A 24,304-nucleotide genomic window follows, 5' to 3' on the forward strand; every position below is an offset into this window, starting at 1 on the left:
TTATAAGGGCGAGCCCGAGCAGTACCGCCAGCAGTCCTCGCTCACCAGTATGCTGCAAGAGCAGCGCGCCGACGGTCGGCGCCGGGCTATCGCGTTACGCCAAGCGCCTGAGGTGCGGTAGTATCCTTGGGCTCCCCGAAGGCAGATCCTGGCGAAATCCCATTCGTCACATCTTTGTAGAGCGCTATCGGATGCGGGCGCCCCACCAGATATCCTTGGATTTCGGGACATCCTTCCTTCATCAGGAAGGCACGCTCGTCCTCTGTTTCGACACCCTCCGCGATGACAGGCAAGGCCAGCGCATTCCCCAGGCTGAGTATCGTGCGCACGATGGCCGCCGATTGGACATTCGAACCGACACCCGAAACAAAACTGCGATCGATCTTGATCTTGTCGAATGGAAACGCCTGCAACGAGGACAGCGAGGCATACCCCGTGCCAAAATCATCCATCGAGACCCTGACGCCCAACGCCTTCAACCTCCGCAAAACCGACAAGGCAGTTGCCCGGTCGCGGATGAGAACCCCTTCCGTGATTTCCAGTTCCAGCCGCCCCGGAGCAAGGCCGGTCTCGTAGAGGATAGAATGAACGAGGCCTACCAGGTCCCCGAAACGGAATTGCACGGGAGAGAGGTTGACGGCGATCTGCAGCGGTGAGGGCCAGGAGGCCGCGTCTCTGCACGCCTGCCTGAGCGTCCATTCACCTATCTCAACGATCGTGCCATCCTGTTCGGCAAGCGAGACAAACGCGTTTGGGGAGATGAGCCCATGCTTTGGATGGTGCCATCGGGCGAGTGCCTCGAAACCGAAGATTTCGCCGTCCATCCTGGCTTGCGGCTGATAATGAAGCACAAGTTCGCCATGGGCGACCGCAGAGCGCAAATCTCGCTGCAAGGCGTAGCGCTCTCTTAGCCGCTTATCCATCTCAGGATCGAAGAATTGCACCATTCGACGACCGTCCGCCTTGGCCCGGTAGAGCGCTGCGTCGGCATTTGCCATCAGCGCCGCTGCATTCTCTCCGTCTTTCGGATAGATCGCCGCCCCGATGCTCACCCCGATCGAAATGTGCTGGCCCCGGATTTCGAATTTGCCTGCCGCCGATTCGAACAGACGGTCCGCAACGTCCTTGGCACTCGCGGACCGGTCATCCATGGCCAGGACAACCGTGAATTCGTCGCCACCCATGCGCGCGATAAAGGCCTCAGGCGCCGCGGTTTGGAGACGCCGGGAAATGGTGCAAAGCAGATCGTCGCCGGCGGCGTGCCCGAAAACGTCGTTCGCCTCTTTAAAATGGTCAAGGTCGATGCTGAAGACGGCAAAGCTGGCGTGCGTTGCTTTTGCGCGCTCGAGCGTCGTGGCCAGGTGTGCTGCAAGCGCGGCTCGGTTCGCCAGGCCGGTAAGCGGATCGTGGTGCGCGAGATGCGCGATTTCCTCGTGCCGTGCCATCAGTTCGGTGCGCGCTACGTTCATGTTCTCGCGCGCGTCGTCCAGGCCGTGGGCGGCTTCCCTCACCTTGTCCTGGAGCAGGTTGAAGCTTTCGGCCATCTCTCCAAGTTCGTCACGAGAGTTTACCGTAACCGGCATGATGTTCACGGAGGCATGCGCCGCAGCGAGGTCTCCCCGCCCCAGGGCGACCATGGCGAGAGAGAAATCCTTCAGCGTTCCGGATGTCAGACGCTTTGCCGCGTTGCTCACCTCGGTCGCCGAATGGGTGATCATTCCCGGCAAGATCAGGCCAACGCTGATGGTCAGCAGCGCGACAACGACAAAAATGTCCTCCAGCGCGGCGACCAATGAAGTGTCGCCTTGGGGAACGCTGCCGATCGCCAGGAAATAGCCGGCACCGTCAAGCACGAGCACAAAAAGCATGGCTCCGGTAAGCTTCAGGTGAAGCGTATGTGGCAGCAAGGGTAGACCGAGTGCGTATCGATCCTCCATCGTGCGCCAGGCGTAGAGCGCAGCACCCGAATATGCCAAAGCCAGACCGAACAGGACGGTAGGAAGGCCAAATTGCTGAAATCCCAGTATGGCGGTCAACAGCCATATTGCAGCCGCGCCTACGCCAAGGATGATCGTTCCCCTGGGAGCCCGGAAGGGTCGCTCGGCTTCGGGACTGTCACGGCGCAAGAGCCAGACTGCGATGTTTGGCATGCAGATGCTGATCAGGTACGTAAAATTGGCCGCGGCGATCATCCAGAGCGGATACCCGCACAGCATGAAGCCGATTGCCGCGGCAGCTGTGAGCAGCGTTGCCGCCCAGGGACAATCTGTTGAGGTGCGCCTGGCCAGGAAGCTCGGCAGCAGGCCGTCTTCGCTCAGCTGCGCAAGGGTCCGCGCGGCGCCTGCCAATGGCTGCAACGTTCCATGGAACATGTTCAGCATGATGAGCCAGATGGCGGCCGCCTTGCCGAAACTCCCCAACAAGGGCGCAAAGGTAGGCCCAAGAGCTATGGCGAGGTCGGTGCCGAGCGGCTCCGGCCCGAGCACACCCAGCCAGACAACCGGCAGGACCAGGAAATAGACGCCGGCCATTGCGGCGCTGGCCCACATCGCCAGAGGAATGTTGCGGTTGGGATCGATGGTTTCGCCAACATGGCAGGCTGCAGCCTCAAATGCCGGTGCGGCAAACCCGATCAGGTACAGTCCCGCCATCACCGACGTGATGTCGCCGAACAGGCCGGTAAACGGGCTGGTCAGGGCAAAATCCGTCGCCTGCCGCCAGTCGACCGAGCCACTGATGACCGGGACGAGGGATGAGAGAAACGCAAGCGTCGCGGAGGCCGTGGCGATCGGGATCGCCAGTTGGACCACCCACTTGATTCCACACAGGTTGACCGCCGTAAAGAATGCGATAAGCCCGCAGGCGACCGCCTCCACGGGGAGGCCCGGCAGGTACCATTGCTGGATTGCAGACGCTGAAAGAACCGCTGTCAGTCCGCAGGTCGGCACCCAACCCCACCAATAGCAGGTGCCCGTCAGAGCCGAGAGAACGGGACTGTAAGGTCGGAAGGCTTCGGCGCACGCTGCGGAGATACCGCCGACGCGGTTTGGCCACATGAGAACCAATTCGGTCCACGCCGGTGCGGCGGCCCAGCTTAGAAGCAGACCAACAACGAGCAAAGGAACCGCGGCGCTTCCTTGCCCGGGAATATTCCCCTGGCCGACAAAAAGGGCGGCAATCAGAAACAGGCTTTGATTGCTGCCACCCATGGCGAGCGCTGTCGTGCCCATCCATCCCAAGGTTCTCGGGTGCGGTCGTGAAGGCGTGAGGCCCGGCATTCAGAGACATCCATTCGAGTGCGGAGCGCTGTCTGACTGGGAAATGTAACCTGCGGAGATATGTCTGTCGAACGTCACGCTCCCAAGTCAAAGTTGGACCTTAGGCGAGACATATTAAGACTTCCTACCAAACCAGATCCGCCTGATGATCACTGTCAACTTGCGGTGGCTGCGGTTCAATCATGCTGATGCCGGCCCCAAGGCCTTGATCTCCTCAGATCTGGGATGTCATTTCCAATTTTATCTATCGCCCACTATGGAAGAGCGATCGAATAGTCGCGAATACAGCCTAATATCGATTATTATCGACAAATCTCGTGATTGCGGCGCTATCATCCGAAGGCGGCTGAAATCGACTGTAGATCGCTAATCACATTGACCGCTTTTGACTTCGTACCTCGCCATCGCGGGCAAAGACCGAGACTTCACGCCGTGCCTCAAGCTGGAGCTAACTTGTGCGAGCACGCCCATAGCCCTGCGTTGCAGGGCAAACAGCGCGCCGACCACGCTGGGCGCGGCGGTCGGCCTCGGCGCGCTGGTGGGTCCTTCCCAGGCCGGCGCCCGTACGGTCGATATGGCGATCGCTCGCTACCATCATCCGATCTGCACCAAACTGGCCTCGGTGACATTTCTGACCATAGGCGTGGCGACGCTCTGGACCGGCCTGCCCGGTTCTGCCGGCCGCGGTGATTTTCTATGGCGCCCGCATCGGCTAGCATGGCCGAGTATCGTCACATGCGGCGACATGGTGTTCTGGACGATGCTTGAGCACGACGCGACCTCGCCAGCGGGCACGCCTTCGACGCCGGCCCGTAGCAGGAATGTGTTCAGCACCAGAACACTTGGGATCAGCGTTGCGGGAGCCTGCACACGTGAGTACTCCGCCTCACAAGCCTTCCGGCTGGTCCTCGAGGACGAACGACGCTGCAATCAGGTCATCGCCACTGATGCGGCCACTGCCGCCAACCATGATGGATGCGACTTTCTGAAAGGTCTTCATGTCGGCCTCTGTTATGCGCGCATCGCGCATTCTCGCCCTGAGAGAACCCAAGCGGGTATCAAGGGCTGGCGATGTCTCGACGTCATCGATCATCTTCGATCATCCTGGAGCGCAATGTGAAATCCGCTGCCCGCCGCCATGGCCGGCGGCGGGCGGCAGCTATTCGATCAGTCGTAGACCTTCACAATTTTCCGGGTGCTGGGATCGACCAGGACGGTGCGGTTGTCGACCACGACGTAGCGGTATTTGACGTTGGGAACTTCGTGCAGCTCGACCGTATCAGGCAAGGCACTGCCGACGTTCAGCTCCACGCCCGGGATCTTCACCGAAGCCAGCGGCTGCTTTTTCACGTATTCGCGGACGACCGTATCCTGCTCCGGTGTGATGACGACATCCTGAGCTGCGGCGGCGCCGACCCCAGCCAAAAGCAACAAGCCTGCAGCGGCACTTGCAAAGTGGATTTTCATGGTTTTCTCCTCGCGTAATCCGGCGACGGCACCACGCCTGTTCGCCGAGGGACCGAACTTGAGATCAGCCAGATTGTTCCTGTGACTTCAGTCCGCGGCGAACCAGACCAAAGTCGGATATCAGCTAAGACCCAAGTCCCGAGGCGGAACGTTCAAGCGGGGCAGGCGTTTCCCAAATGCAACTAAATAAAACAGGAGAGGAACACATGGCAGACGGCCCAACTGTTGTTAATTCTGGGGGTGGCGGCGGCACTGCGATTGCTGTTGTTCTTGCACTTATTGCGGTCGTAGTGTTGCTTATTTTTACCGGCGTCATCAATTTCCGCGGCGACGGCGGCAAGGATATCAACGTCAAGGTTGAAGCGCCAAAGGTGGAAGCTCCGGCTGCACCTGCAAAGCCTGCGGCACCTGCCCCAGCCCCTGCGAGTGGCGGCTGATCTGCTCGTATCCACGCCTTCAAACTGACCTATGAAAAGGAAATTCCCATGACCAGGTATTTCGTCAGCGCCGCCGGCGCCCTCGTCCTTATGGCGGGCATCGGCACCTCGTTTGCCGAGGATGTTATTGTTCTCAAGCCCGAACAACAGACGGTCGTTCGCGAATATATCCATAAGCAGAAGCTGGCCTCAGTCAGTTTGCTCGGCGTCGAACTCAACGTCGGCACGGCACTTCCCGACACTGTCGAGCTCCACGCAATCGACGTTCCGGATGTCCGCTACAAGTATACGGTTGTCGGAGATCACGCGGTTCTCGTCGATCCCGACACGCGCAAGGTCGTGCAGATCATCGAGTAACGCGCGAGCCCGCCGCTCCGATCAGGAGCGGCGGGCTTTGGCTGCGCTGTGAAGGCTCTATGGGCGGCCGTTTTCTGAACGGGAGGATGTCTGATGTTTAGCGACAAGGAAACTTGGGTCCTGGAAGCTGCCTTACTCGCGGCAATTCCAATTTGCGTAGCCGTCACCGCACTCGTGGCATTTTTGACCGCGGCCTGGATATGAACCGCTTTCTCTTTGTGATGGGCGACTTTCTATCCCGGCCACCGGGCTTCTATGTCCTTCTTGTAGCCATGCTGCTCTGTACTGCGTTGGTGCCATTCGGCCTGACGAATGTGGTCACCTACGCATTGTCGGTAGCGGCCATCGTGATCACCGGCGTTGTGCTGATCCAGGGTTACCGCGACACGGCCGCCATTCACGCCAAGCTTGATGAGATTATCGTTTCGCTGAATGAGACCAGAAACGATGTCGTCGGCTTGGAGCATGCCGAGCCGGAGGAGATTCGGGAGAAGCTCCAGACACTCGAAGAAGAAGCAATGAAAGCGGTTCGCCCGCCGCATTGACCCTCCGCTGGACAATCTGTCATCCATCAGCAAAAAAGCCCGGGAACCGGGCTTTTTTGCTTCGCGTCTAAATCATTTCGGACTTATCCGAAACGGGAATTTGGTGCCCAGAAGAGGACTCGAACCTCCACTCCTTGCGGAACACGGACCTGAACCGTGCGCGTCTACCAATTCCGCCATCTGGGCTGGTGCGGGCTCATGTAAGCGGGCAAACGATATGTGTCAACGCGCTTTTTCGAGGGCCTCTGCCTGCCGGCTTAGTTTCCCGGGGGTCAGCGCCGCCCCTCACCTGCCTGCCGGCATCCTCTCCCCGTACAGTGACGGGGAGAGGGGCGCTCTCATCGATGATTTTCGCCGGTCACCTGCGTCACAAGAAGAGCGCCGAGGCTGCGGCCAGCCCTTTCTCCCCGTCACTATACCGGGAGAACTGCCCGGCAGGGCAATGAGGGGCAGCGCCGACTTGGCGAATGCGCTGGCCGAAAACCTCACCCCTCCAGCACGTCCTTCGACGCCACGGTGGAATCGGCGTTGAGCTTGTAGATCACCGGCACGCCGGTGCCGAGCTCGAGCTTGACGATCTCCTCGCCGCTCTTGCCGTCCAGCGCCATGATCAGCGCGCGCAGCGAATTGCCATGCGCGGCGACCAGCACGGTGCCGCCTTTCAGAACATGCGACTGCATGTCGTGCAGGTAATAGGGCCAGACGCGGGCGCCGGTGTCCTTCAGGCTTTCGCCGCCGGGCGGCGGCACGTCGTAGGAGCGGCGCCAGATGTGCACCTGCTCCTCGCCCCACTTCTGGCGCGCGTCGTCCTTGTTGAGGCCGGAGAGATCGCCATAGTCGCGCTCGTTCAGCGCCTGGTCGCGGATCGTCTTCAAATCGCTCTGGCCGACCGCGTCGAGAATGTGCTGGCAGGTCTTCTGCGCCCGGATCAGCGCCGAGGTGAAGGCAATGTCGAATTTCAAGCCGCGTGCCTTGAGCTTCTGGCCGGCTTCCTTGGCCTCCTTGTGGCCCTGCTCGGTAAGGTCGACATCGCGCCAGCCGGTGAACAGGTTCTTCAGGTTCCATTCGCTCTGGCCGTGGCGCACGAGCACGAGAGTTCCCGACATGTTTGCTCCTTCAAAATTATGGATGGTTTAGCTCAAGCCGAGCACGTCCCGCATGGAATAAAGTCCGGGCTTTTTACCGCGCGCCCAGAGCGCGGCCTTGACCGCGCCGCGGGCAAAGATGGCGCGGTCCTCGGCATGGTGCGACAGCGTGATGCGCTCGCCGGTCCCGGCCAGGATGACGCTGTGGTCGCCGACCACCGAGCCACCGCGCAAGCTGGCAAAGCCGATCGTTCCTGGCTTGCGCACGCCGGTATGGCCGTCGCGTGACCGCACATCGTTGCCGGCAAGGGAAATGCCGCGTCCCGCCGCCGCCGCTTCGCCGAGCAGCAAGGCGGTGCCCGAGGGCGCGTCGACCTTGTGCTTGTGATGCATTTCGAGGATCTCGATGTCGAAATCCTCTGGACCGAGCGCGCGCGCGGCCTGCCCGACCAGCACCGCCAGAAGATTGACGCCGAGGCTCATATTGCCGGATTTGACGATCGTCGCGTGGCGCGCCGCGGCCTCGATCCTGGCGTCGTCTTCCGCCGAGCAGCCGGTGGTGCCGATGACATGGGCAATGCGTGCCTGCGCGGCATAGCCTGCGAATTCGACGGTGGCTGCCGGCATGGTGAAATCGAGCACGCCGTCGGCCTTGGCGAACACCGGCAGCGGATCGTCGCCGATCGTCACATTGATGATGCCGATGCCGGCAAGCTCGCCCGCATCCCTGCCGAGATAGGGCGATCCGGTTCGTTCGACCGCGCCGACGACGCGGGCGCCGGGGATCGAATGGATGGCGCGGATCAGCGTCTGGCCCATGCGGCCGGCCGCCCCCACCACCACCAGGCCCATTTCGCTGGATTCGCTCATGCTGTTCTCCCCACCGCCTTCTTGGCGCGGCTGCGCCGGACCGGAGTTTGGACGGGCTTCGAGTCGTCGACAAGCCCCAGTCCGTTCTTGCCTTGAATGCGGTGGAAGCGGGCGTAGACACTGTTTGGATCGGCCATCAGTGCGGCATGGGTGCCTTCCTCGACCAGGCGCCCCTCTTCAAGCACGATAATGTGGTCGGCGTTGACGACCGTCGACAGGCGATGCGCTATCACGATGGTGGTGCGCCCTTCCATCACGTGGGTCAGGGCCTCCTGGACGCGCGCCTCGGCCTCGTTGTCGAGCGCCGAGGTCGCTTCGTCGAGCAAAAGGATCGGCGCGTTGCGCACGATCGCCCGCGCAATCGAGACGCGCTGGCGCTGGCCGCCGGAAAGGGTCGAGCCGCCCTCGCCGACGGGCGTGTCGTAGCCCTGCGGCTGCTGACGGATGAACTCGTCGGCCGCCGCCAGCACCGCCGCCCGCTCGATCTCGGCGTCGGTCGCCGAAAGTCGGCCAAAACGGATGTTGTCGCGTATGCTGCCTTCGAACAGATAGGGCGCCTGCGAGACATAGGCGATCGAGCCGCGCAGCGAGTGCTTGGTGACTTTGGAAATGTCCTGGCCATCGATCTCGATCGAACCCTTGTCGACATCGTAGAAGCGCTGCAGCAGCGCCACGAGCGTCGTCTTGCCGGCACCCGAGGCCCCGACCACCGCCGTAACCTTGCCGGCCGCGGCGGTGAAACTCAGGTTCCTGATCACCGGCATGTCGGCGCTGTAGCCGAACGTCACATTGTCGAAGCGAACCTCGCCGGTGGTGATCCTGGCTTCGACCGCGTCGGGCGCATCGCCCTGTTTAGGCTCCAGGTCGAGCAGCTCGTAAATCATCCGGGCGTTGACCAGGGCACGTTCCATACCGACCTGCGTACGAGCCAGGCGCCGTGCCGGATCGTAGGCCATGATCAGCGCGGTGATGAAGGAAAACACAGCGCCTGGTGGTTGTCCGAGCACCAGCGCCCGGTAGCCGGAATAGGCAAGGACGGAGGTAATGGCGAGACCGCCCAAAATCTCGGAAATCGGCGACAGCCGCTCCGCGACCCGGGCGATCTTGTTGTTACGCTGCTCGGCCGTATCGGCCATGATGCCGATCCGGCGCGCCAGCTCGGCTTCCAGGGTGAAGGCCTTGACGATGGCGATGCCTTGCGTGGCCTCCTGTACGGACCCGTTCAGCCGCGAGTTGATCAGCACCGATTCCCGGTTGATGCGCCGCAATCGGCGGGTGATGTAGACGACGGCCCAGATCAGCGGCGGCCCGATCAGCAGCGAGCTGAGCGACAACACCGGATCCTGGTAGATCATGACGCCGACGAGGGCGATCAGCGAGACCGCGTCGCGGCTGATGGAGGTCAGCGTCAGCGACAGCAGATCGCGAACGCCGCCGACATTCTCGTTGACCTGTGCCGCCAGCCGACCGGAACGCGTATCGTTGAAGAAGTCGACGCCGAGCTTCATCAGGTGGTCGAAGCTGCGCTTCTGGTAGCGGGCGACCAGATTGTTGCCGATCTTGGCCAACGCGACCGCCTGGCCGTAACCGGCGAAGCCGCGCAGTACGGAGGCGGCCATGAACCCGGCGCAGATCCAGACGATCATGTCGCCGCGTCGTTCGTAGAAGATCTCGTTGATCATCGGGGCCATGATCCACGCCGTGAAGGCGGTGGTGGCGGAAACAATCAGCAGGCAGCCGACGGCAACGACATAGGTCCAGCGATATTCACTGCCGTTTTCGGCCAGGATGCGGCGCAGCACCGCAGTGACCTCAGCTGGCTGGACTTTCAGTTTGAGTGGACTTTGAGCGGTCAAATCGCGGGCGCTTCGTGGTTTGCTAGAGCATGATGCCGAAAAGTGTGAAGCGGTTTTCGGACGACATCATGCTCTATCTCTTTGATTTAGAGCCGGATTCAGATTTCAGGTCGATTCGATCCGAAATCATCAGGCCCTAGGGATGCCAGGCTGGAATTCGGCCCCTCTTAGCGCCCCGGCTACGGCTTGCCTATGGCGAAACTTCGTCGCGGCCCGAGGTTGGGGTCACGAAAGCGGCAGCCATTTCCAAGAAAATACCCGTTTTCGGGACGAAATGGATCATGCCCGCCAGCGCCGCCCCGCGGTCTGGACGCCGAACAGCGAAGGGTTGCGGGCATAGGCGGCAAGGCCCAGAAGTGCCGCCAGCGGGTGGGTGATGACATAGACCGGCATCGAGGCCATCAGCGCGCTGTGCGGCGCCTTGTCCTCGAAGGCGGCGCGGAAATTGCCTTCCTTCAGCGCGGGCACGATCTTTTGCGCGATGCCGCCGGTCAAGAACACGCCGCCGCGGCTCATGAACACCAGCGCGAGGTCGCCGGCGGTGCGGCCGAGGCAGGTGACGAACAGCGCCAGCGCTTCCTCGGCGACCGCATCGGTCTTGGCCAGGGCCGCCCCGGTGATTTCGGCCGGCGTGGTGAACGGCGCCGGCTTGCCGTCGGCCTTGGCGACCGCCCGGTAGACATTGACCAGACCGCGCCCGCACAGGATCTGCTCGCCCGAAATGCGGCCGTCCAGCTTTTCGATATGCGGGAACACCTCGAAATCGCGCGGCGTCCGCGGACCGATATCCATGTGGCCGCCTTCGCCAGGCACCGGTATCCAGTGGTGGAGGGCATGAACCAACCCAGCGACGCCGAGGCCGGTGCCGGGACCGAGCACGACACGCCCGGCATTCTCCTCCGGCGTGCCGCCGCCGATCTTTTCCATGTGCTCTTCGCCGAGCGCCACGACGGCCAGCGCCTGCGCCTCGAAATCGTTGAGCACGACGATGTCGCCCAGGCCCAGATTGGCAAACATCTGCTTCGGCTTCACCACCCAGGGACAATTGGTAAGCGGGATCTCGTCGCCATCGACTGGTCCGGCGATGGCCAGCACTGCCGAATTCGGCCGGATGGACGACCGGTCGAGCACCGCCGCCTGGATCGCCTCGTCTATGGTGGCGAAATTGGCGGTTTGCACGATATGCGGCTCACCGGCTTCCGAATTTGCGTCGAGCACGATCGAAAAGCGCGCATTGGTGCCGCCGATGTCGCCGATCAGCACTGGAAACCGCAACGCGGTGTCGTCGTCGCCTGACATGCTCTTGCTCGTCCCCTTTGCGGCGCCGTTGCGACCGTTTCAATCGCCCGGTTTTCAATCGCCCGGTTTTTCAATCGCCCGGTGTTCAATCGCCCGGTGTTCAATCGATTGACTAGCGCATGGCCCCGGAAAGGGAAAGCGTCAGTTCGCCATCACTGTCCGACGTTTGCCGGCGGCCGTCGCCTTGGCAGGGGAATGCCGATCTCCGGCGTGGCGGTGAAGGCGTTGGCTGCGTTTGGCAAGCCGCCCGCATTGCCCGCAATAGGCGGAGGCGCGTCGGGTTCCGGCGCCCTGGCGGCGATCGGCACGCCGCCGCCGCGATAGGTGACGGCTTCGGCCGAGTCCGCGTCGGGCTGGTCAAGCACGAACTGGCATTGTTTCGGCAGGTTCGCCATCGTCATCAGGTCGCGCGCCTTGGGCGCATCCGGGTTCTTGTTGGGGCGCCACGGCTCCTCGGTAAACCACCAGGCCAGCGGCTTGCCGCAGCCGTCATCGTCGGGCGTCGCTTCCTGTCCCTTGCAGTTGGGCGAACCCGGCTGGCAGCCGATGCGGATGTGGAAATGATAGTCATGGCCCCAGAACGGCCGGATTTTTCTCAGCCAGGTACGGTCGCCGGTGACGGTGTCGCACAGCTTCTTCTTGATCCCAGGATTGACCAGGATGCGCTCGACTTCCGGATAGCTCGCCGCGCGCTTCAACAGCTTGGTATGCATCGGCTTCCACAGCCTGTCCTTCACCAGATGCGTCTTGTCGTCGACCATCAGCGTGGCGCTGATGTTTTCGCGCTCCTGGGTGGTGAGCTTGCGGTCGGGCATTGGCGTCAGCCAGATGTCGGCGTCGAGGCCGATCTGGTGCGAGGCGTGCCCGGTCAGCATCGGCCCGCCGCGCGGCTGCGAAATGTCGCCGATCAGAAGCCCCGGCCAGCCGTCGGCGGCGGCATCGCGCGACAGTTTCTCGATCAGCGCAATCATCGTTGGATGACCCCAGCGCCGGTTGCGCGAGGGACGCATCACCTCCCAGTTCTGGCCGTCCATCGGAATGGCGACGCCGCCAGTGAAGCAGCCCTTTGAATAGAAGCCGAAGGATTGCGCCGCAGCCACCGCCGGCAGCTTCTTGGCGCCGAACAGGTCTTTTGCCCGTGGCTCGGCCGTGATTGCGCCCGCCACCAGCCCGGCCAGCGCCACGATCGCCAGCGCCGCCGTCAGGAACGGCCGTCTGCCGGTCAAGGATCGCATCGAAATCGTCATGAACCCCACTGCAAAAGTCCGCAACACAAACGAATCATATCACCCTCGGGCTCGCGTTTCGATTATCTACCTTCATCGGGCTGCGCGGCTCGCCGTCGCGCCAGCTGCCGTCGGCCCACATCCGATCGAACGCCTGGCGGTAGTCCGGATAGCGGAACCGGTAGCCCGCTGCCTTGATCGCGGCGTTGGCGACGCGCTTGTTCTCGCCATAGAAGGACCGCGCCATGGGCGAAAGTTGGGCGGTCTCGAAAGGAATCTCCGGCGGCGGCTCGACGCCCATCAGCGAAGCGGCATAGGTGACGACATCCTGCGGCGGCGCCGGCTCGTCATCGGTGATGTTGAAAATGCCGCCTCTATTGCCACCGATGAGGTGCCAGAGCGCGCCGGCGATGTCGTCGCAATGGATGCGGTTGAACACCTGGTCGGGCTTGACCAGCCGCCTGGCCGTGCCGTTTTCCAGATTGACCAGCGCGTTGCGACCCGGCCCGTAAATGCCGGAAAGCCGCAGGATGGCCACCGGCTTGCCGGTCTCGAGTCCAAGCTGCAGCCAGCCCCGCTCGGCCGCCACTCGCATCGACGAGCGTTTCGACACCGGCCGGCATTCGGCCGTTTCATCGACCCAGGCACCGTCATAATTGCCATAGACGCCGACGGTCGAGAGATAGCCGATCCAGCGAAGCGCCGGCATCGCCTCGATCGCCTTGCGCGCGGCGAGAAGCACAGGGTCGCCGGCCTCCTCCGGGGCTACGGAGATGACAAGATGGGTGGTGGTCTCCAGCGTTTCGCCGATTTCAGGTGTCAGGGCGCCGTGAAACAGCAGCGGCGCGATGCCGGCCTGACGCAATGCCTCGAATTTCTCGGCCGAGCGCGTGGTGCCGAAGATCGTAATCGCCTCCGCATTGGCCCGTGCAAAGGCTTTGCCCGAATAGCCGGCGCCGAAGATAAAAACCTGTTTTTCGCTCATGCGTGCGCCTCAATTGGCAATACGGACAGCCATTCGCCCCGCACTGTCGTGTCGGTTTCAGTGTTCGAGTAGATCGCCGCCTGCCTGTTGAATTCGGCGGCCGGCACCAGCCGCGACAGCGCCCAGATCGCCGCGCCGCGCACCAGCGGCGAGGCATCGCCAAGCAGATCGCGCACCGGGCCGGCCAGCGAAACATCGCCGGAATTGCCGGCGGCAACCAGCACATTGCGGACAAAGCGGTCGCGGCCGATGCGCTTGATCGGCGAGCCGGAGAAAAAGGTCCGGAACGCCGTGTCGTCTAGCTGCAACAGCTCGCCCAGCGGCGGCTCGCGCAGTTCGTCGCGGGCAGCAAGCTTGGCTTCCGAAGCGGCGCGGGCAAACTTGTTCCACGGGCAGGCGGCAAGGCAATCGTCGCAGCCATAGATGCGGTTGCCGATCTTTTCGCGGAATTCTTGCGGGATCGGCCCCTTGTTCTCGATGGTCAGGTAGGAGATGCAGCGCCTGGCATCGAGCCGGTAGGGCGCCGGAAAGGCATCGGTCGGGCAGGCGTCGAGGCAGGCGCGGCAGGAACCGCAATGGTCTACGTCGGTCGCATCTGGCGTGAGCTCCGCCGTGGTGAAGATGGTGCCGAGAAACAGCCAGGAGCCGTGCTCGCGGCTGACCAGATTGGTGTGCTTGCCTTGCCAGCCGAGCCCGGCGGCCTCAGCCAGCGGCTTTTCCATAACCGGGGCCGTATCGACGAAAACCTTCACGTCGCCGCCGGCCCGCGCGACGATCTTGCCGGCGATCTCCTTCAGCCGGCCCTTCATCACTTCGTGATAGTCGCGGTTTTGCGCATAGACCGAGATCGCGCCGCGATCGCGCCTTGCCTGCAGCGCACGCGGATCGTGGTCGGGGCCGTAATTCATTGCCAGCACGATGATCGAGCGCACCTCGGGCCACAGCGTCGAAGGCTCGCTGCGGCGTTGGAGCGTCTCCGCAATCCAAGCCATCGAACCGTGAAAACCATCGGCGACGAATTCTGCCAATCTGGCCGGCGCCAGCGGGATCGCGTCAGGCGTGGTGACGGCAACCGCATCGAAGCCGGCGCGCCGCGCCTCGGCGTCGATCAGCGCGCGCAGGGTTTGGCTTCTAGAAGTCGAGGTCCGCATAATGCGAAACCGGCGACAGGCCGCGAACCCGGTCGGAGAGCAGCGGCCGGAACGACGGCCGCGATTTCACCCGCGTGTACCATTCGCGCGCCGCGGCATGCTCGCGCCAATCGATCTCGCCGAGATAATCCAGCACCGACAGCGTCGCCGCTGCCGCCAGGTCGGCATAGGTGACCTTGCTGCCGGCCAGCCAATGACGGGTGCCGGCCAGCCAGTTGGTGTACTTCATGTGCTGGCGAATGTTGGCGCGCGCCGCGCGGATCGCCGCCGAATCGGGGGAACCGCCGCCCGCCGTTTCCGGCATCACCGGCTTCAGCACGCGCTCGCGCACCAGATGCCGGGTCACTTCGCTCTCGGCCTTGTTGAGATACCAGTCGGTCAGGCGGCGGATTTCGGCGCGCTGCATCGGGTCTTCCGCAAACAGGCGCTTGTCGCGCTTCAGGACACCACGTGTTTCGTCGAGATATTCAGCGATCACCATGGCGCCGACGATCGGCACGTCGCCTTCGGCCAGCAGGATAGGCAAGGTGCCGGCGGGGTTCAGCGCCAAAAACTCCTTGCGCCGCGTCCACGGTTTTTCCTCGATCAGCGCCAGCTCCTCGCCATATTCGCCGAAGGCGAGGCGCACGAAGCGGCAGGTGGCGAACATCGGGTGATGGAAAAGCGTCAGCATGATTCCGCGATATTAAGGCGCACTGGCGAATCGCCGTCCGCACCGGTAAGTCTTGGCGGCCCGTCATGCGGCCGTCACGGTGCTGCGACCTATAGGGGGACTTCCGCGCCGTGACAAGCAAGCCCTTTTGCCAGCCGTTTCCTTCCGTCCCTTGAATGCCGAGGTTGCCATGGATAGCCACACCATCGTCGAAGCCCTGCTGCTCGGCCTGCTGGAGGGGCTGACCGAGTTCATCCCGGTCTCCTCGACCGGCCATATCCTGCTCGCCGGCCATTTCCTCGGCTTCCATTCCACCGGCAAGGCGTTCGAGATCCTGATCCAGCTCGGCGCCATCCTGGCGATCCTCAGCGTCTATTTCCGCCGTCTGTGGCAGATGCTGCTCGACCTGCCGCATGATCGGCTGACGCGGCATTTCGTCATCGGCATCCTGATTGCCTTCCTGCCGGCCGCCATCATCGGCGCGCTGGCGCATGATTTCATCAAGACGGTGCTGTTCGAATCGCCAAGGCTGATCTGCATCATGCTGATCATCGGCGGCGTCGTGCTGCTGGTCGTCGACCGCATGAAGCTGCAGCCGGTCTACCGCGACGTCGAGCGCTTCCCGACAAGGCTTTATTTGCAAATCGGCCTGTTCCAGTGCCTGTCGCTGATCCCCGGGACGTCGCGCTCCGGTTCGACCATCGTCGGCGCGCTGCTGCTGGGCGTCGACAAGCGCGCGGCGGCGGAATTCTCCTTCTTCCTCGCCATACCGACCATGGTCGGCGCCTTCGCCTTCGATCTGTTCAAGAACCGCAACGTGCTGAGCAGCGCCGATCTGCCGATCATCGCCATCGGCTTCGTCGCCGCCTTCGTTACCGCGCTGATCGTCGTGCGCTTCCTGCTCGATTACGTCTCGCGCAACGGCTACTCGCTCTTCGGCTGGTGGCGCCTGGTGGTGGGCACTGTGGGGTTGGTGGCGCTGATGATCTGGGGGTGAGCTTTACCCTCCCCCCTTGTGGGGGTCCGAAGGACGGGCGAGACAGGCGGCTCGCCCCGGTCAGTCGATCCGCAAAGCGGATCGGGGTGGGGGTCGGCGCCACACCCCCGCCCCGTTTCGCCAACGACGCGTCGCTTGCTCACCGACCCTCCCCACAAGGGGGAGGGTAAAGGCCGCTAACTCCTCCCATAAAACGCGTTCTCGACATGCACAGGCCAGCGCCAGGGCAGCACCGCGATCATGTCGAAGCGCATCGACAATCTGCCATAATCCGGTTGGCGCGACAGCCAGATGTCGGCCGCGCCCTCGATGCGGCGCTCCGATTCGTGGCCAATCGCCTCCATCGCTTCCATCAGCGTGCGCCGCGCCTTGACCTCGACGAACAGCACCAGGTCGCCGCGCCTGGCGATCAGGTCGATCTCGCCGAAGCGGGTGCGATGCCGGCGGGCGAGGATGCGATAACCTTTCAGCATCAGCGCCGCCGCCGCCAGCCACTCGCCGCGATGGCCGCGCCGATAGGCTTTTTGGCGGCTGGCGGCCGGGCGCTCAGCCACCTTCGCCTTCTCCAACCGCATCCCTGAGTTCCAGCAGCCGGCGGTAGAGCGACTGCTTCTGCCCGCCTGTCATCTTCGCCGCTTCCGCCGCCGCCTTGGACGCCGGCATTTCGGCGGCCAGCGACAGCAGCAGCCTGTCGATGTCGGCGGGTTGGTCGGCCTTGATCTCGGCGGGCCCGACGCAGATGACGATTTCGCCCTTCGGCGTATCGGCCGCCGCATAATAATCGGCCAGCGCCTGCAGCGTTCCCGTCCGCATCTCTTCGAAAGTCTTGGTCAGCTCGCGGCCGATGGCGGCCTTGCGCGCGCCGCCCAACGCCTCGACCATGGCGACCAGCGTTTCGGCCAGCCGGCGTGGCGACTCGAAGAAGATCAGCGTTGCCGGCACCGCCCTGAACGTTTCCAGCTTTGTCATCCGCTGCCCTGATTTCACCGGCAGAAACCCGGCAAACAGGAAGGCGTCGGACGGCAGGCCCGACGCCGTCAGCGCCGCCAGCGGCGCCGATGGGCCGGGGATCGGCACCACGCGCAGGCCGCGCTCCAGCGCTTCGCCGACCAGCCGGTAGCCTGGGTCGGAGATCAGCGGCGTGCCGGCATCCGAAATCAGCGCCACGCTCTGCCCGGCCTCGAGTGCCGCGATCAGCTTCGGCCCGGCCTCGCCGGCGTTGTGCTCGTGATAAGCGGTGGTGCGCCGCCGGATGCCGTAGCGATCGAGCAACACGCGCGAGACGCGAGTGTCCTCGCAGGCGACGATGTCGGCGGCGGCGAGCGTCTCCAGCGCGCGCAGCGTGATGTCGGAGAGGTTGCCGATCGGCGTCGCCACCAGATACAGCGCCGGCGCCAGCGACCGGACCGCGATCTCGGTCTGCCCGATCACATAGCTGCGCTTCTCGCCGGTCACCGGGGTCTCTCCATTTCGCCCTGTTTGGCACGGCGCGCGCCGGGTTGCAAAACTCCCGAACATCGAGCCAAACCTGACGCCGATGTAACCCGGCGGCCATGTCTTTGCCACAGTGGGGAACGAAAGCGTGGCTGGCGGATTGAATACCTGAGTCTCTTGAGGAGGAGGACAGGATGGACAGCCTGGAATTGCAGGACGTTTTCGAGCCCTATTATGCCGAGCGCAAGCGCTTCACTGCGCGAAAGGGCAAGCGTGCGCTCGCCGAAAGCGACACCGGCCTGGCCAGTCGGGCGGCCACCGCCTTGCCGACGAATGTCAGGCTTTCGGACAACAAACCGGACAGCACGACGGAGCACTGACCGTACGATGCCCAATCGTTTCGATATCTTCATCACCCGTCTTGAAACGAAGAGCGCCCGCGAAGGCGCGCCGCCGCATCCGATGAACGACCAGAACAGCGTCCGCCGGGACAAGAGCGACGCCAAGCCGGCCCGAAACGGAGAGGCGCATGCCGAGAAACACCGCGGCAAGCGCCGCTTCAAGCACGACGCTTGACGAAGAGCACGTTTTTCAAAGGCGTTATCGCGCCAAATCCGCCACCACGGCATCGAGCACGATCATGCCGGCTGGCGTGGCGCGTAGCCTGGCATTGCCGATCGGCGCCACCAGCCCCTCATCCTGCAGCACGGTCAGCCGGGCGCTCGACAGGCCGCGCCCGGAAAACGCCTCGTAGCGGGAAAGGTCGATGCCTTCGGCCAACCTCAGCCCCATCAGCAGGAACTCGTCGGCCTCTTCGGAGCGCGTCAGGATCTCGCCGCCGGTGACGCCATGGCCCCTGGCCTCCACCAGATTGGCCCAGGTCTCCGGCATCCGCTCGGCGATCGTCACGGTGCGGTGGCCGTTCTCGATAAAGCGGCCATGCGCGCCCGGTCCGACGCCGACATATTCGCCATAGCGCCAATAGGTCAGATTGTGCCGGCTCTCGGCGCCCGGCCTGGCGTGGTTGGAAATCTCATAGGCCGGCAGGCCATGCGCCGCGGTGACCTCCTGAGTCAGCGCATAGAGATCGGCGGCCCGGTCATTATCGGGGATGATGAATTTCTTCGCCGCATGAAGGGCATGGAACGGCGTGCCTTCCTCGATGGTCAGCTGGTAGAGCGACAGATGGTCGGCGGCATGGCCGATCGCCTGTTCGAGCTCCGCCTGCCAGTCGTCCAGCGTCTGGCCGGGGCGGGCGTAGATCAGGTCGAAGGAGAGTCTTGGGAATATGTCCCGTGCCAGGCCAATTGCATGCAGCGCCTCCTCGACATTGTGCAGCCGGCCGAGGAAGCGCAGATCCTTGTCGTTCAGCGCCTGCACGCCGAGCGACACGCGGTTGACGCCGGCGGCGCGGTAGCCGCGAAAGCGCTCGGCCTCTACCGAAGATGGATTGGCTTCCAGCGTCACCTCGATGCCGTCGGGCACCGTCCAATTCTTCGCCACGGCGTCCAGCACCGCCGCCACCGTCTGCGGCTGCATCAGCGACGGTGTGCCGCCGCCGAGAAAGATGCTGGTCACTTCGCGCGGCCCGGTCCGCTCGCTCATGGTCTTCAGCTCGGTCTCGAAGGCGCGGGCAAAGCGCTCCTGGTCGACCGGCTGGTGACGGACATGGCTGTTGAAGTCGCAATACGGGCATTTGGCCGCGCAGAACGGCCAATGGATGTAGACGCCGAAGCCCGGGCTGCGGTCCAGCGACATTAAGCTGAGCCTAACCTGGCGCGGGCGAATTTCTGGAAGGCGCGGGCGCGGTGCGACAGCGCCGTCGGCTGGCCGGGCTTCCAGCCGTGTTTTTCCTCAGCGCTCATCTCGCCGAACGTCTTTTCGAAACCGTCCGGCAAAAACACCGGGTCGTAGCCGAAGCCGAGTTCGCCGCGCGGCGGCCACACCAGCGTTCCCTCAGCTTCGCCGCGATAATATTCAGCCTCGCCATTGGGGAAGGCCAGACAGATGACGGCGACGAACCGCCCCTTGCGCTGCGCTGGCTCGGCGGCGCCGACCTCCTGCAAGGCCACTTCGGTGCGTTGCATGGCCATCCCGAAGTCGCGGCTGCCGTCGGGAGCTTCGGCCCAATTGGCGGTGTAGACGCCGGGGGCGCCGTCGAGCGCGTCGACGCACAGGCCCGAATCGTCCGACAGCGCCGGCAGGCCGGTCGCCTTAGCCGCGGCGAAGGCCTTGATGTAGGCGTTTTCCTCGAAGGTGGTGCCGGTCTCCTCCGGTTCCGGCAGGCCGTAGTCCTTGGCCGACTTCGCCTCGAAGCCGAACGGACCCATCAAGTCGGCGAATTCGCGCAGCTTGCCTTCATTGTGGCTGGCAACGACGATCTTCTTTCCATCGAGAGAATGCATCAAAGGCCCCAGATCCTTGGCTCGGCGAATTCGATCGAATTGCCCGAGGGGTCGCGTATGTAGATCGAGCGCCCGCCCTGCGGCCATTCGAATTCGCTTTCGATGGCGATGTTTTTCGCCTCAAGTTGCGGCTTCCACTGTGCGAGTTCATCCGCACTTGCGGCAAAGCAGAGATGGCCCTCGCCGACCGCGCCATGTGGCGGCACTTTCAGCCGCGTATCGGGCGCCGGCGGGATTTTGGTGGCTTCGGCGTTGAAGATGAGCAGCACGCCCGGGCCGCAGCGGAAGAAGAGATGGCGGCCGTCGACCTTGCCGAGGAGAGGGAGGCCGAGGACGTTGGAGTAGAAGGCTTCGGCAGCGGCGAGATCCGTGACGTAAAGCGCTGACTCAAGAATAGCGGAGGGTTGCATCAGGCACCCCCCTCTGCCCTGCCGGGCATCCCCCCCGCAAGGGGGGAGATTGGCAGTTCCGCTGGCGGCGTCTCAACGTTGATGGTTGGCGAAAACGGTAGCGACCTCTGATCTCCCCCCTTGCGGGGGAGATGGCCGGCAGGCCAGAGGGGGGTGTGAAGGATCGCCGACGTCATCACGTTAAATTCAATCAAGCCACAGCCATCTGCTGCAAGCTCACCAGCCGCTGAATGCCCTTCTTGGCAAGGCCCATCAGCTCCGCGAACTGCCCTTCCGAGAAAGGCTCGCCCTCGGCGGTGCCCTGGATCTCGACGATGCCGCCCTTGCCGGTCATGACGAAATTGGCGTCGGTGCCGGCAGATGAATCCTCGATGTAGTCGAGGTCGATGACCGGCTGGCCGTCATGGATGCCGCAGGAAATTGCCGCGACATGGTCCTTCAGCACCTTGGCAACACTGGCCATCTGCCGCGCTTCCATCCAGCGCAGGCAATCGTAGAGCGCCACCCAGCCGCCGGTGATCGAGGCCGTGCGGGTGCCGCCATCGGCCTGGATGACGTCGCAGTCGACGGTGATCTGCTGTTCGCCCAGTGCCTGCAGGTCGACAACGGCGCGCAAGGAGCGGCCGATCAGCCGCTGGATTTCGAGCGTGCGGCCGCCTTGCTTGCCGGCCGAGGCTTCACGGCGCATGCGCTCGCCGGTCGAACGCGGCAGCATGCCGTATTCGGCCGTCACCCAGCCCTTGCCGGAATTGCGCATCCAGCCTGGCACCTTTTCCTCCAGGCTCGCCGTGCACAACACATGCGTGTCGCCGAATTTCACCAGGCACGAGCCTTCGGCGTGTTTGGAGACGCCGCGCTCGAAGGAGATGGCGCGCATTTCGTCGGCTTGGCGTTTGGAAGGGCGCATCGAGGCCTCTTTCTGTTCTTTTATGGTTGCGTCGGCGGCTTGTAGACGCATGCAGCCCATGGCGCAAAGGAAAAGGCCCCCATACAGACGCCGGGTTGCGCGGGGGCGATGGAAGTCTATATCCTTGAGCCGGAGGTTTTTGGCTCGAATGACCAAGGCAGTCACCGAACCCAGTTTGCTGGCGCCCGCGCTGCAATCGCTCGACATGCGTTCGCGCGACATTTTTAGGCGCATCGTCGAATCCTATTTGAAGGACGGTGAGCCTGTGGGATCGCGCAGCCTGTCGCGCATCCTGCCGTCGTCGCTGTCGCCGGCCACCATCCGCAATGTGATGAGCGACCTCGAACATCTCGGCCTGATCTATGCCCCGCACATCTCGGCCGGGCGCCTGCCGACCCAGACCGGCCTGCGCTTCTTCGTCGATGCCTTCATGGAGCTTGGCGATCTCTCCGACGAGGAACGCCGGGTCATCGAGGCGCAGGTGCGCGCCTCCGGCTCGGGCGCGACGCTGGAACACATGCTGACCGAGGCCAGCCAGATGCTGTCGGGCATGTCGCGCGGCGCCGGCCTGGTGCTCGCCACCAAGAACGAGGTGGCGCTGAAGCACATCGAGTTCATCCAACTCGAGCCGACCAAGGCGCTGGCGGTGATGGTGTCGCAGAATGGCGATGTCGAGAACCGCGTCGTCGACCTGCCGGCCGGCATCACCGTCTCGCAGCTGCACGAGGCCTCCAACTTCCTCAACGCCCATATCAGGGGCCGCACGCTCGCCGAGGCGCGCATCGAGATCGCCCGTATCAAGGACGAGACCCGGGCAGCGCTGGACACGTTGTCGCAGGACCTGGTCGAGAAAGGCCTGGCGGTGTGGGCCGGCGCCGACAGCGGCCTGCCGGCGCGCCTTATCGTGCGCGGCCGCGCCAATTTGCTCGAAAACGTCACCGCCCAGGCCGATATCGAATTGCTGCGCCATCTGTTCGAGGATCTGGAGACGCAGGACGGGCTGATCCAGCTGCTCGACCTCGCCGAGGACGGCCCCGGCGTGCGCATCTTCATCGGCTCGGAAAACAAGCTGTTCTCGCTCTCCGGCTCGTCGCTGGTCGTGGCGCCTTACCGCGACAAGGACGCCCGCGTCGTCGGCGCGCTCGGCGTCATCGGCCCGACCAGGCTGAATTATGCCCGCATCGTGCCTATGGTCGACTACACTGCGCAATTGATTACCCGGATGTTAAGATAATTCCGAAGCCGGGATCACCGTAAAGGAGGGCGCAGAATGGCGCTTGAATCGTTCAAGGCCCAGATCAGCATGCTGCTCGAAGAAATGGTCAACCAGCCGGAGGACGAGCACGAAATCCAGGAGCAGCTGCGCGAAAAACTGCGCGAAATGCGCGCCATGGGCTTGCCGCTGCCGGAAGATCTCGTCGCATTGGAAAAGCGTCTCGACGACGATCTCGACGTCGAAGAGGAAAGTTGAGCGGTTCTCTCGTCGAATCTGCGCGCGCGCACGCTTCTCTTTTGCGGCGACCGCACAATATCTCCCTTGTGCATGACGCGCCGACCGGCGCGAGTTCGAGGAGAACAGCATGATCCGGATTGCCGGCTTGGCAGGCCTTGCCCTGCTTCTGGCCACCAGCGCCTTCGCCGAGGAGGCCGATCAACCGCTGCTGACCGGCAAAGACGCTTTCGGCGACTGGACGGCCGACAAGCCAGGTGTGCGCCGGCTGATCAAGCCGGATGATCTGCAAAAGCCCAACATCACCGGATCCGCCTCCAACAGCGCCGGCCTTGGCGATCGGCCCGAGGGCGCGAAGCCCGTCCTGCTGCCTGGGTTTTCGGCCGAACTGGTTGCTTCCGGCATTTCCAATCCGCGGGTCGTGCGCGTGGCGCCGAACGGCGACCTGTTCGTCGCCGACAGTGACGCCAACCAGATCCGCGTCTATCGGCTGGCCAAGGGTAGCGCGAAGCCGGCCGAAGAGGGCATTTTTGCCGACAATCTCAACCAGCCCTATGGCATCGCCTTCTACCCGCCTGGCGACAAGCCGCAATGGGTCTACGTCGCCAACAACGACAGCGTGGTCCGCTACGCCTATCGCGACGGCGACCTTAAAGCCTCCGGCGAACCGGAGACGATTGTCTCCGACATCCCTACCGGCGGCCACTGGACCCGCGATATCGCCTTCTCGCCGGACGGGAAGACGCTGTATCTCTCGGTCGGCTCCGGATCGAACGTCGCGGAGGGCATGCAGAAGGCACCGAAGGGCGGCCTTGACGCCTGGGCAAAATCACAGCCACTCGGCGCCACCTGGGGTTCCGAGGATGGCCGTGCCGACGTGCTGGCCTTCGGCCCCGACGGCAAGAATGGCCGCATCCTCGCTACCGGCCTGCGCAATTGCTCGGGCATGACCGTGCAGCCGGCCACCGGCGCGCTGTGGTGTGTCGTCAACGAGCGCGACGGTCTCGGCGACGATGTGCCGTTCGAATATGCCACCTCAGTCAAGGACGGCGCCTTCTATGGCTGGCCCTGGTATTATATCGGCGCCAACGAGGACCCGCGTCACGAGGGCGCGCGCCCAGACCTCGCCGGCTCGGTCACCGTGCCCGACGTGCTGATGCAGGCGCATTCGGCGCCGCTCAACATCGCCTTCTATGACGGCGGCAATTTCCCGGCAGAGTACAAGGGTGACGCCTTCGTCGCCCTGCACGGCTCCTGGAACCGTGGTATGAGGACCGGCTACAAGGTGGTGCGGCTGAGATTCAGCGACGGCAAGCCGACCGGCGAGTACCAGGATTTTATCACCGGCTTCGTCCTCTCCGACGACGCCGTCTGGGGCCGGCCGGTCGGCGTCGCGGTGGCCAGGGACGGCGCGCTTATCGTCACCGAGGATGGCAACGGCACCATCTGGCGCATCACCCATGTCGATGGCCCATCCTGAGCCGGCGAACAGC

The 24,304-nt window shown here is 63.6% G+C and carries 26 protein-coding genes and 1 tRNA gene; 10 read left to right on the plus strand and 17 right to left on the minus strand.

The window, feature by feature from the left end; genetic code table 11:
* Positions 1-86: 86 nt before the first annotated feature.
* The gene (locus NKI05_RS24370; protein WP_081726857.1) at positions 87-3,278 is read right to left on the minus strand and encodes an amino acid permease; all 3,192 of its coding nucleotides are present in this window, start codon (positions 3,276-3,278) and stop codon (positions 87-89) included.
* Positions 3,279-3,663: 385 nt separating this feature from the next.
* Between NKI05_RS24370 and NKI05_RS24375 the strand changes: the two genes are divergently transcribed.
* The gene (locus NKI05_RS24375) at positions 3,664-4,398 is read left to right on the plus strand and encodes a hypothetical protein (RefSeq protein ID WP_196814851.1); all 735 of its coding nucleotides are present in this window, start codon (positions 3,664-3,666) and stop codon (positions 4,396-4,398) included.
* A 47-nt stretch (positions 4,399-4,445) separates the two neighbouring features.
* Here NKI05_RS24375 and NKI05_RS24380 read toward each other — a convergent pair whose 3' ends face one another.
* A complete protein-coding gene (locus tag NKI05_RS24380) occupies positions 4,446-4,745 on the minus strand; it encodes a DUF1236 domain-containing protein (protein ID WP_023681215.1) in 300 nt (99 codons plus the stop codon).
* Positions 4,746-4,951: 206 nt separating this feature from the next.
* On the opposite strand from NKI05_RS24380, the gene NKI05_RS24385 reads away from it, so the two are divergent.
* The 3 genes from NKI05_RS24385 to NKI05_RS24395 all read left to right on the plus strand — a co-directional run bounded on the left by NKI05_RS24385 (position 4,952) and on the right by NKI05_RS24395 (position 6,084).
* On the plus strand, positions 4,952-5,182 hold the full coding sequence (locus NKI05_RS24385) for a hypothetical protein (protein WP_081727407.1): 231 nt from the start codon (positions 4,952-4,954) through the stop codon (positions 5,180-5,182).
* 48 nt (positions 5,183-5,230) lie between these two features.
* Complete coding sequence (locus NKI05_RS24390; RefSeq protein ID WP_023672071.1) at positions 5,231-5,539, plus strand: DUF1236 domain-containing protein; 309 nt, start codon at positions 5,231-5,233, stop codon at positions 5,537-5,539.
* 200 nt (positions 5,540-5,739) lie between these two features.
* Positions 5,740-6,084, plus strand: coding sequence for a low affinity iron permease family protein (locus tag NKI05_RS24395; RefSeq protein WP_023672069.1), 345 nt, complete (start codon positions 5,740-5,742; stop codon positions 6,082-6,084).
* 101 nt (positions 6,085-6,185) lie between these two features.
* Here the strand turns inward: NKI05_RS24395 and NKI05_RS24400 are convergent.
* The 9 genes from NKI05_RS24400 to NKI05_RS24440 form a co-directional block, all read right to left on the minus strand.
* Positions 6,186-6,270, minus strand: a tRNA-Leu gene (locus tag NKI05_RS24400).
* 299 nt (positions 6,271-6,569) lie between these two features.
* The gene (locus NKI05_RS24405) at positions 6,570-7,190 is read right to left on the minus strand and encodes a 2,3-bisphosphoglycerate-dependent phosphoglycerate mutase (protein ID WP_023672068.1); all 621 of its coding nucleotides are present in this window, start codon (positions 7,188-7,190) and stop codon (positions 6,570-6,572) included.
* Between the two features lie 27 nt (positions 7,191-7,217).
* Complete coding sequence (gene dapB / locus NKI05_RS24410) at positions 7,218-8,039, minus strand: 4-hydroxy-tetrahydrodipicolinate reductase (protein ID WP_023747442.1); 822 nt, start codon at positions 8,037-8,039, stop codon at positions 7,218-7,220.
* Positions 8,036-9,895, minus strand: a complete 1,860-nt coding sequence (locus tag NKI05_RS24415) for an ABC transporter ATP-binding protein (RefSeq protein WP_023681221.1) — start codon at positions 9,893-9,895, stop codon at positions 8,036-8,038. Before NKI05_RS24415 ends, dapB begins: the two co-directional genes overlap by 4 nt.
* Before the next feature lie 279 nt (positions 9,896-10,174).
* Positions 10,175-11,194, minus strand: coding sequence for a glucokinase (locus tag NKI05_RS24420; protein ID WP_023710339.1), 1,020 nt, complete (start codon positions 11,192-11,194; stop codon positions 10,175-10,177).
* A 152-nt stretch (positions 11,195-11,346) separates the two neighbouring features.
* Positions 11,347-12,429, minus strand: coding sequence for a penicillin-insensitive murein endopeptidase (gene mepA / locus NKI05_RS24425; RefSeq protein WP_460221917.1), 1,083 nt, complete (start codon positions 12,427-12,429; stop codon positions 11,347-11,349).
* A 46-nt stretch (positions 12,430-12,475) separates the two neighbouring features.
* Complete coding sequence (locus NKI05_RS24430) at positions 12,476-13,405, minus strand: SDR family oxidoreductase (protein ID WP_023710340.1); 930 nt, start codon at positions 13,403-13,405, stop codon at positions 12,476-12,478.
* Positions 13,402-14,556, minus strand: coding sequence for a tRNA epoxyqueuosine(34) reductase QueG (gene queG, locus NKI05_RS24435; RefSeq protein WP_023816138.1), 1,155 nt, complete (start codon positions 14,554-14,556; stop codon positions 13,402-13,404). The genes NKI05_RS24430 and queG overlap by 4 nt, the downstream gene beginning before the upstream one ends.
* Complete coding sequence (locus NKI05_RS24440; protein ID WP_023672063.1) at positions 14,537-15,229, minus strand: glutathione S-transferase family protein; 693 nt, start codon at positions 15,227-15,229, stop codon at positions 14,537-14,539. Before NKI05_RS24440 ends, queG begins: the two co-directional genes overlap by 20 nt.
* Positions 15,230-15,398: 169 nt before the next feature.
* On the opposite strand from NKI05_RS24440, the gene NKI05_RS24445 reads away from it, so the two are divergent.
* The gene (locus NKI05_RS24445; RefSeq protein ID WP_023745885.1) at positions 15,399-16,205 is read left to right on the plus strand and encodes an undecaprenyl-diphosphate phosphatase; all 807 of its coding nucleotides are present in this window, start codon (positions 15,399-15,401) and stop codon (positions 16,203-16,205) included.
* A 176-nt stretch (positions 16,206-16,381) separates the two neighbouring features.
* Here the strand turns inward: NKI05_RS24445 and NKI05_RS24450 are convergent, their stop codons facing one another.
* Complete coding sequence (locus NKI05_RS24450) at positions 16,382-16,759, minus strand: YraN family protein (protein ID WP_023745884.1); 378 nt, start codon at positions 16,757-16,759, stop codon at positions 16,382-16,384.
* Positions 16,752-17,660: a 16S rRNA (cytidine(1402)-2'-O)-methyltransferase gene (rsmI, locus tag NKI05_RS24455; RefSeq protein ID WP_023816139.1), complete on the minus strand. Its 909-nt coding sequence runs from the start codon at positions 17,658-17,660 to the stop codon at positions 16,752-16,754. The genes NKI05_RS24450 and rsmI overlap by 8 nt, the downstream gene beginning before the upstream one ends.
* A 173-nt stretch (positions 17,661-17,833) precedes the next feature.
* Between rsmI and NKI05_RS24460 the strand changes: the two genes are divergently transcribed.
* Together NKI05_RS24460 and NKI05_RS24465 are read left to right on the plus strand one after the other, a co-directional pair.
* Positions 17,834-18,019, plus strand: coding sequence for a hypothetical protein (locus NKI05_RS24460; RefSeq protein WP_023687558.1), 186 nt, complete (start codon positions 17,834-17,836; stop codon positions 18,017-18,019).
* Between the two features lie 7 nt (positions 18,020-18,026).
* Positions 18,027-18,215, plus strand: coding sequence for a hypothetical protein (locus tag NKI05_RS24465; RefSeq protein ID WP_352462812.1), 189 nt, complete (start codon positions 18,027-18,029; stop codon positions 18,213-18,215).
* Positions 18,216-18,239: 24 nt separating this feature from the next.
* Here the strand turns inward: NKI05_RS24465 and hemW are convergent, their stop codons facing one another.
* The 4 genes from hemW to rph form a co-directional block, all read right to left on the minus strand.
* Complete coding sequence (gene hemW, locus NKI05_RS24470; RefSeq protein WP_023816141.1) at positions 18,240-19,397, minus strand: radical SAM family heme chaperone HemW; 1,158 nt, start codon at positions 19,395-19,397, stop codon at positions 18,240-18,242.
* Complete coding sequence (rdgB, locus tag NKI05_RS24475; protein ID WP_023816142.1) at positions 19,397-20,044, minus strand: RdgB/HAM1 family non-canonical purine NTP pyrophosphatase; 648 nt, start codon at positions 20,042-20,044, stop codon at positions 19,397-19,399. The genes hemW and rdgB overlap by 1 nt, the downstream gene beginning before the upstream one ends.
* On the minus strand, positions 20,044-20,454 hold the full coding sequence (locus NKI05_RS24480) for a VOC family protein (RefSeq protein ID WP_023816143.1): 411 nt from the start codon (positions 20,452-20,454) through the stop codon (positions 20,044-20,046). The genes rdgB and NKI05_RS24480 overlap by 1 nt, the downstream gene beginning before the upstream one ends.
* 190 nt (positions 20,455-20,644) lie before the next feature.
* The gene (gene rph, locus NKI05_RS24485; RefSeq protein WP_023672052.1) at positions 20,645-21,361 is read right to left on the minus strand and encodes a ribonuclease PH; all 717 of its coding nucleotides are present in this window, start codon (positions 21,359-21,361) and stop codon (positions 20,645-20,647) included.
* A 148-nt stretch (positions 21,362-21,509) separates the two neighbouring features.
* Between rph and hrcA the strand changes: the two genes are divergently transcribed.
* The 3 genes from hrcA to NKI05_RS24500 all read left to right on the plus strand — a co-directional run bounded on the left by hrcA (position 21,510) and on the right by NKI05_RS24500 (position 24,291).
* A complete protein-coding gene (gene hrcA / locus NKI05_RS24490; RefSeq protein ID WP_023681233.1) occupies positions 21,510-22,595 on the plus strand; it encodes a heat-inducible transcriptional repressor HrcA in 1,086 nt (361 codons plus the stop codon).
* Between the two features lie 36 nt (positions 22,596-22,631).
* Positions 22,632-22,832, plus strand: a complete 201-nt coding sequence (locus NKI05_RS24495; RefSeq protein ID WP_023672050.1) for a hypothetical protein — start codon at positions 22,632-22,634, stop codon at positions 22,830-22,832.
* A 109-nt stretch (positions 22,833-22,941) separates the two neighbouring features.
* Positions 22,942-24,291: a PQQ-dependent sugar dehydrogenase gene (locus tag NKI05_RS24500; protein ID WP_023816144.1), complete on the plus strand. Its 1,350-nt coding sequence runs from the start codon at positions 22,942-22,944 to the stop codon at positions 24,289-24,291.
* The last annotated feature ends 13 nt before the right edge of the window (positions 24,292-24,304 follow it).

Source organism: Mesorhizobium sp. M0771 (assembly GCF_040320155.1).
Classification (GTDB): domain Bacteria; phylum Pseudomonadota; class Alphaproteobacteria; order Rhizobiales; family Rhizobiaceae; genus Mesorhizobium.

Excerpts from the sequence above, each read along its gene's own strand:
- NKI05_RS24370 (WP_081726857.1), bottom strand. The coding sequence starts at position 3,278 with ATGCCGGGCCTCACGCCTTCACGACCGCACCCGAGAACCTTGGGATGG.
- NKI05_RS24380 (WP_023681215.1), bottom strand. The coding sequence starts at position 4,745 with ATGAAAATCCACTTTGCAAGTGCCGCTGCAGGCTTGTTGCTTTTGGCT.
- NKI05_RS24385 (WP_081727407.1), top strand. The coding sequence starts at position 4,952 with ATGGCAGACGGCCCAACTGTTGTTAATTCTGGGGGTGGCGGCGGCACT.
- NKI05_RS24390 (WP_023672071.1), top strand. The coding sequence starts at position 5,231 with ATGACCAGGTATTTCGTCAGCGCCGCCGGCGCCCTCGTCCTTATGGCG.
- NKI05_RS24395 (WP_023672069.1), top strand. The coding sequence starts at position 5,740 with ATGAACCGCTTTCTCTTTGTGATGGGCGACTTTCTATCCCGGCCACCG.
- NKI05_RS24405 (WP_023672068.1), bottom strand. The coding sequence starts at position 7,190 with ATGTCGGGAACTCTCGTGCTCGTGCGCCACGGCCAGAGCGAATGGAAC.
- dapB (WP_023747442.1), bottom strand. The coding sequence starts at position 8,039 with ATGAGCGAATCCAGCGAAATGGGCCTGGTGGTGGTGGGGGCGGCCGGC.
- NKI05_RS24420 (WP_023710339.1), bottom strand. The coding sequence starts at position 11,194 with ATGTCAGGCGACGACGACACCGCGTTGCGGTTTCCAGTGCTGATCGGC.
- mepA (WP_460221917.1), bottom strand. The coding sequence starts at position 12,429 with ATGCGATCCTTGACCGGCAGACGGCCGTTCCTGACGGCGGCGCTGGCG.
- NKI05_RS24430 (WP_023710340.1), bottom strand. The coding sequence starts at position 13,405 with ATGAGCGAAAAACAGGTTTTTATCTTCGGCGCCGGCTATTCGGGCAAA.
- queG (WP_023816138.1), bottom strand. The coding sequence starts at position 14,556 with ATGCGGACCTCGACTTCTAGAAGCCAAACCCTGCGCGCGCTGATCGAC.
- NKI05_RS24440 (WP_023672063.1), bottom strand. The coding sequence starts at position 15,229 with ATGCTGACGCTTTTCCATCACCCGATGTTCGCCACCTGCCGCTTCGTG.
- NKI05_RS24445 (WP_023745885.1), top strand. The coding sequence starts at position 15,399 with ATGGATAGCCACACCATCGTCGAAGCCCTGCTGCTCGGCCTGCTGGAG.
- NKI05_RS24460 (WP_023687558.1), top strand. The coding sequence starts at position 17,834 with ATGGACAGCCTGGAATTGCAGGACGTTTTCGAGCCCTATTATGCCGAG.
- NKI05_RS24465 (WP_352462812.1), top strand. The coding sequence starts at position 18,027 with ATGCCCAATCGTTTCGATATCTTCATCACCCGTCTTGAAACGAAGAGC.
- hemW (WP_023816141.1), bottom strand. The coding sequence starts at position 19,397 with ATGTCGCTGGACCGCAGCCCGGGCTTCGGCGTCTACATCCATTGGCCG.
- rdgB (WP_023816142.1), bottom strand. The coding sequence starts at position 20,044 with ATGCATTCTCTCGATGGAAAGAAGATCGTCGTTGCCAGCCACAATGAA.
- NKI05_RS24480 (WP_023816143.1), bottom strand. The coding sequence starts at position 20,454 with ATGCAACCCTCCGCTATTCTTGAGTCAGCGCTTTACGTCACGGATCTC.
- rph (WP_023672052.1), bottom strand. The coding sequence starts at position 21,361 with ATGCGCCCTTCCAAACGCCAAGCCGACGAAATGCGCGCCATCTCCTTC.
- hrcA (WP_023681233.1), top strand. The coding sequence starts at position 21,510 with ATGACCAAGGCAGTCACCGAACCCAGTTTGCTGGCGCCCGCGCTGCAA.
- NKI05_RS24495 (WP_023672050.1), top strand. The coding sequence starts at position 22,632 with ATGGCGCTTGAATCGTTCAAGGCCCAGATCAGCATGCTGCTCGAAGAA.
- NKI05_RS24500 (WP_023816144.1), top strand. The coding sequence starts at position 22,942 with ATGATCCGGATTGCCGGCTTGGCAGGCCTTGCCCTGCTTCTGGCCACC.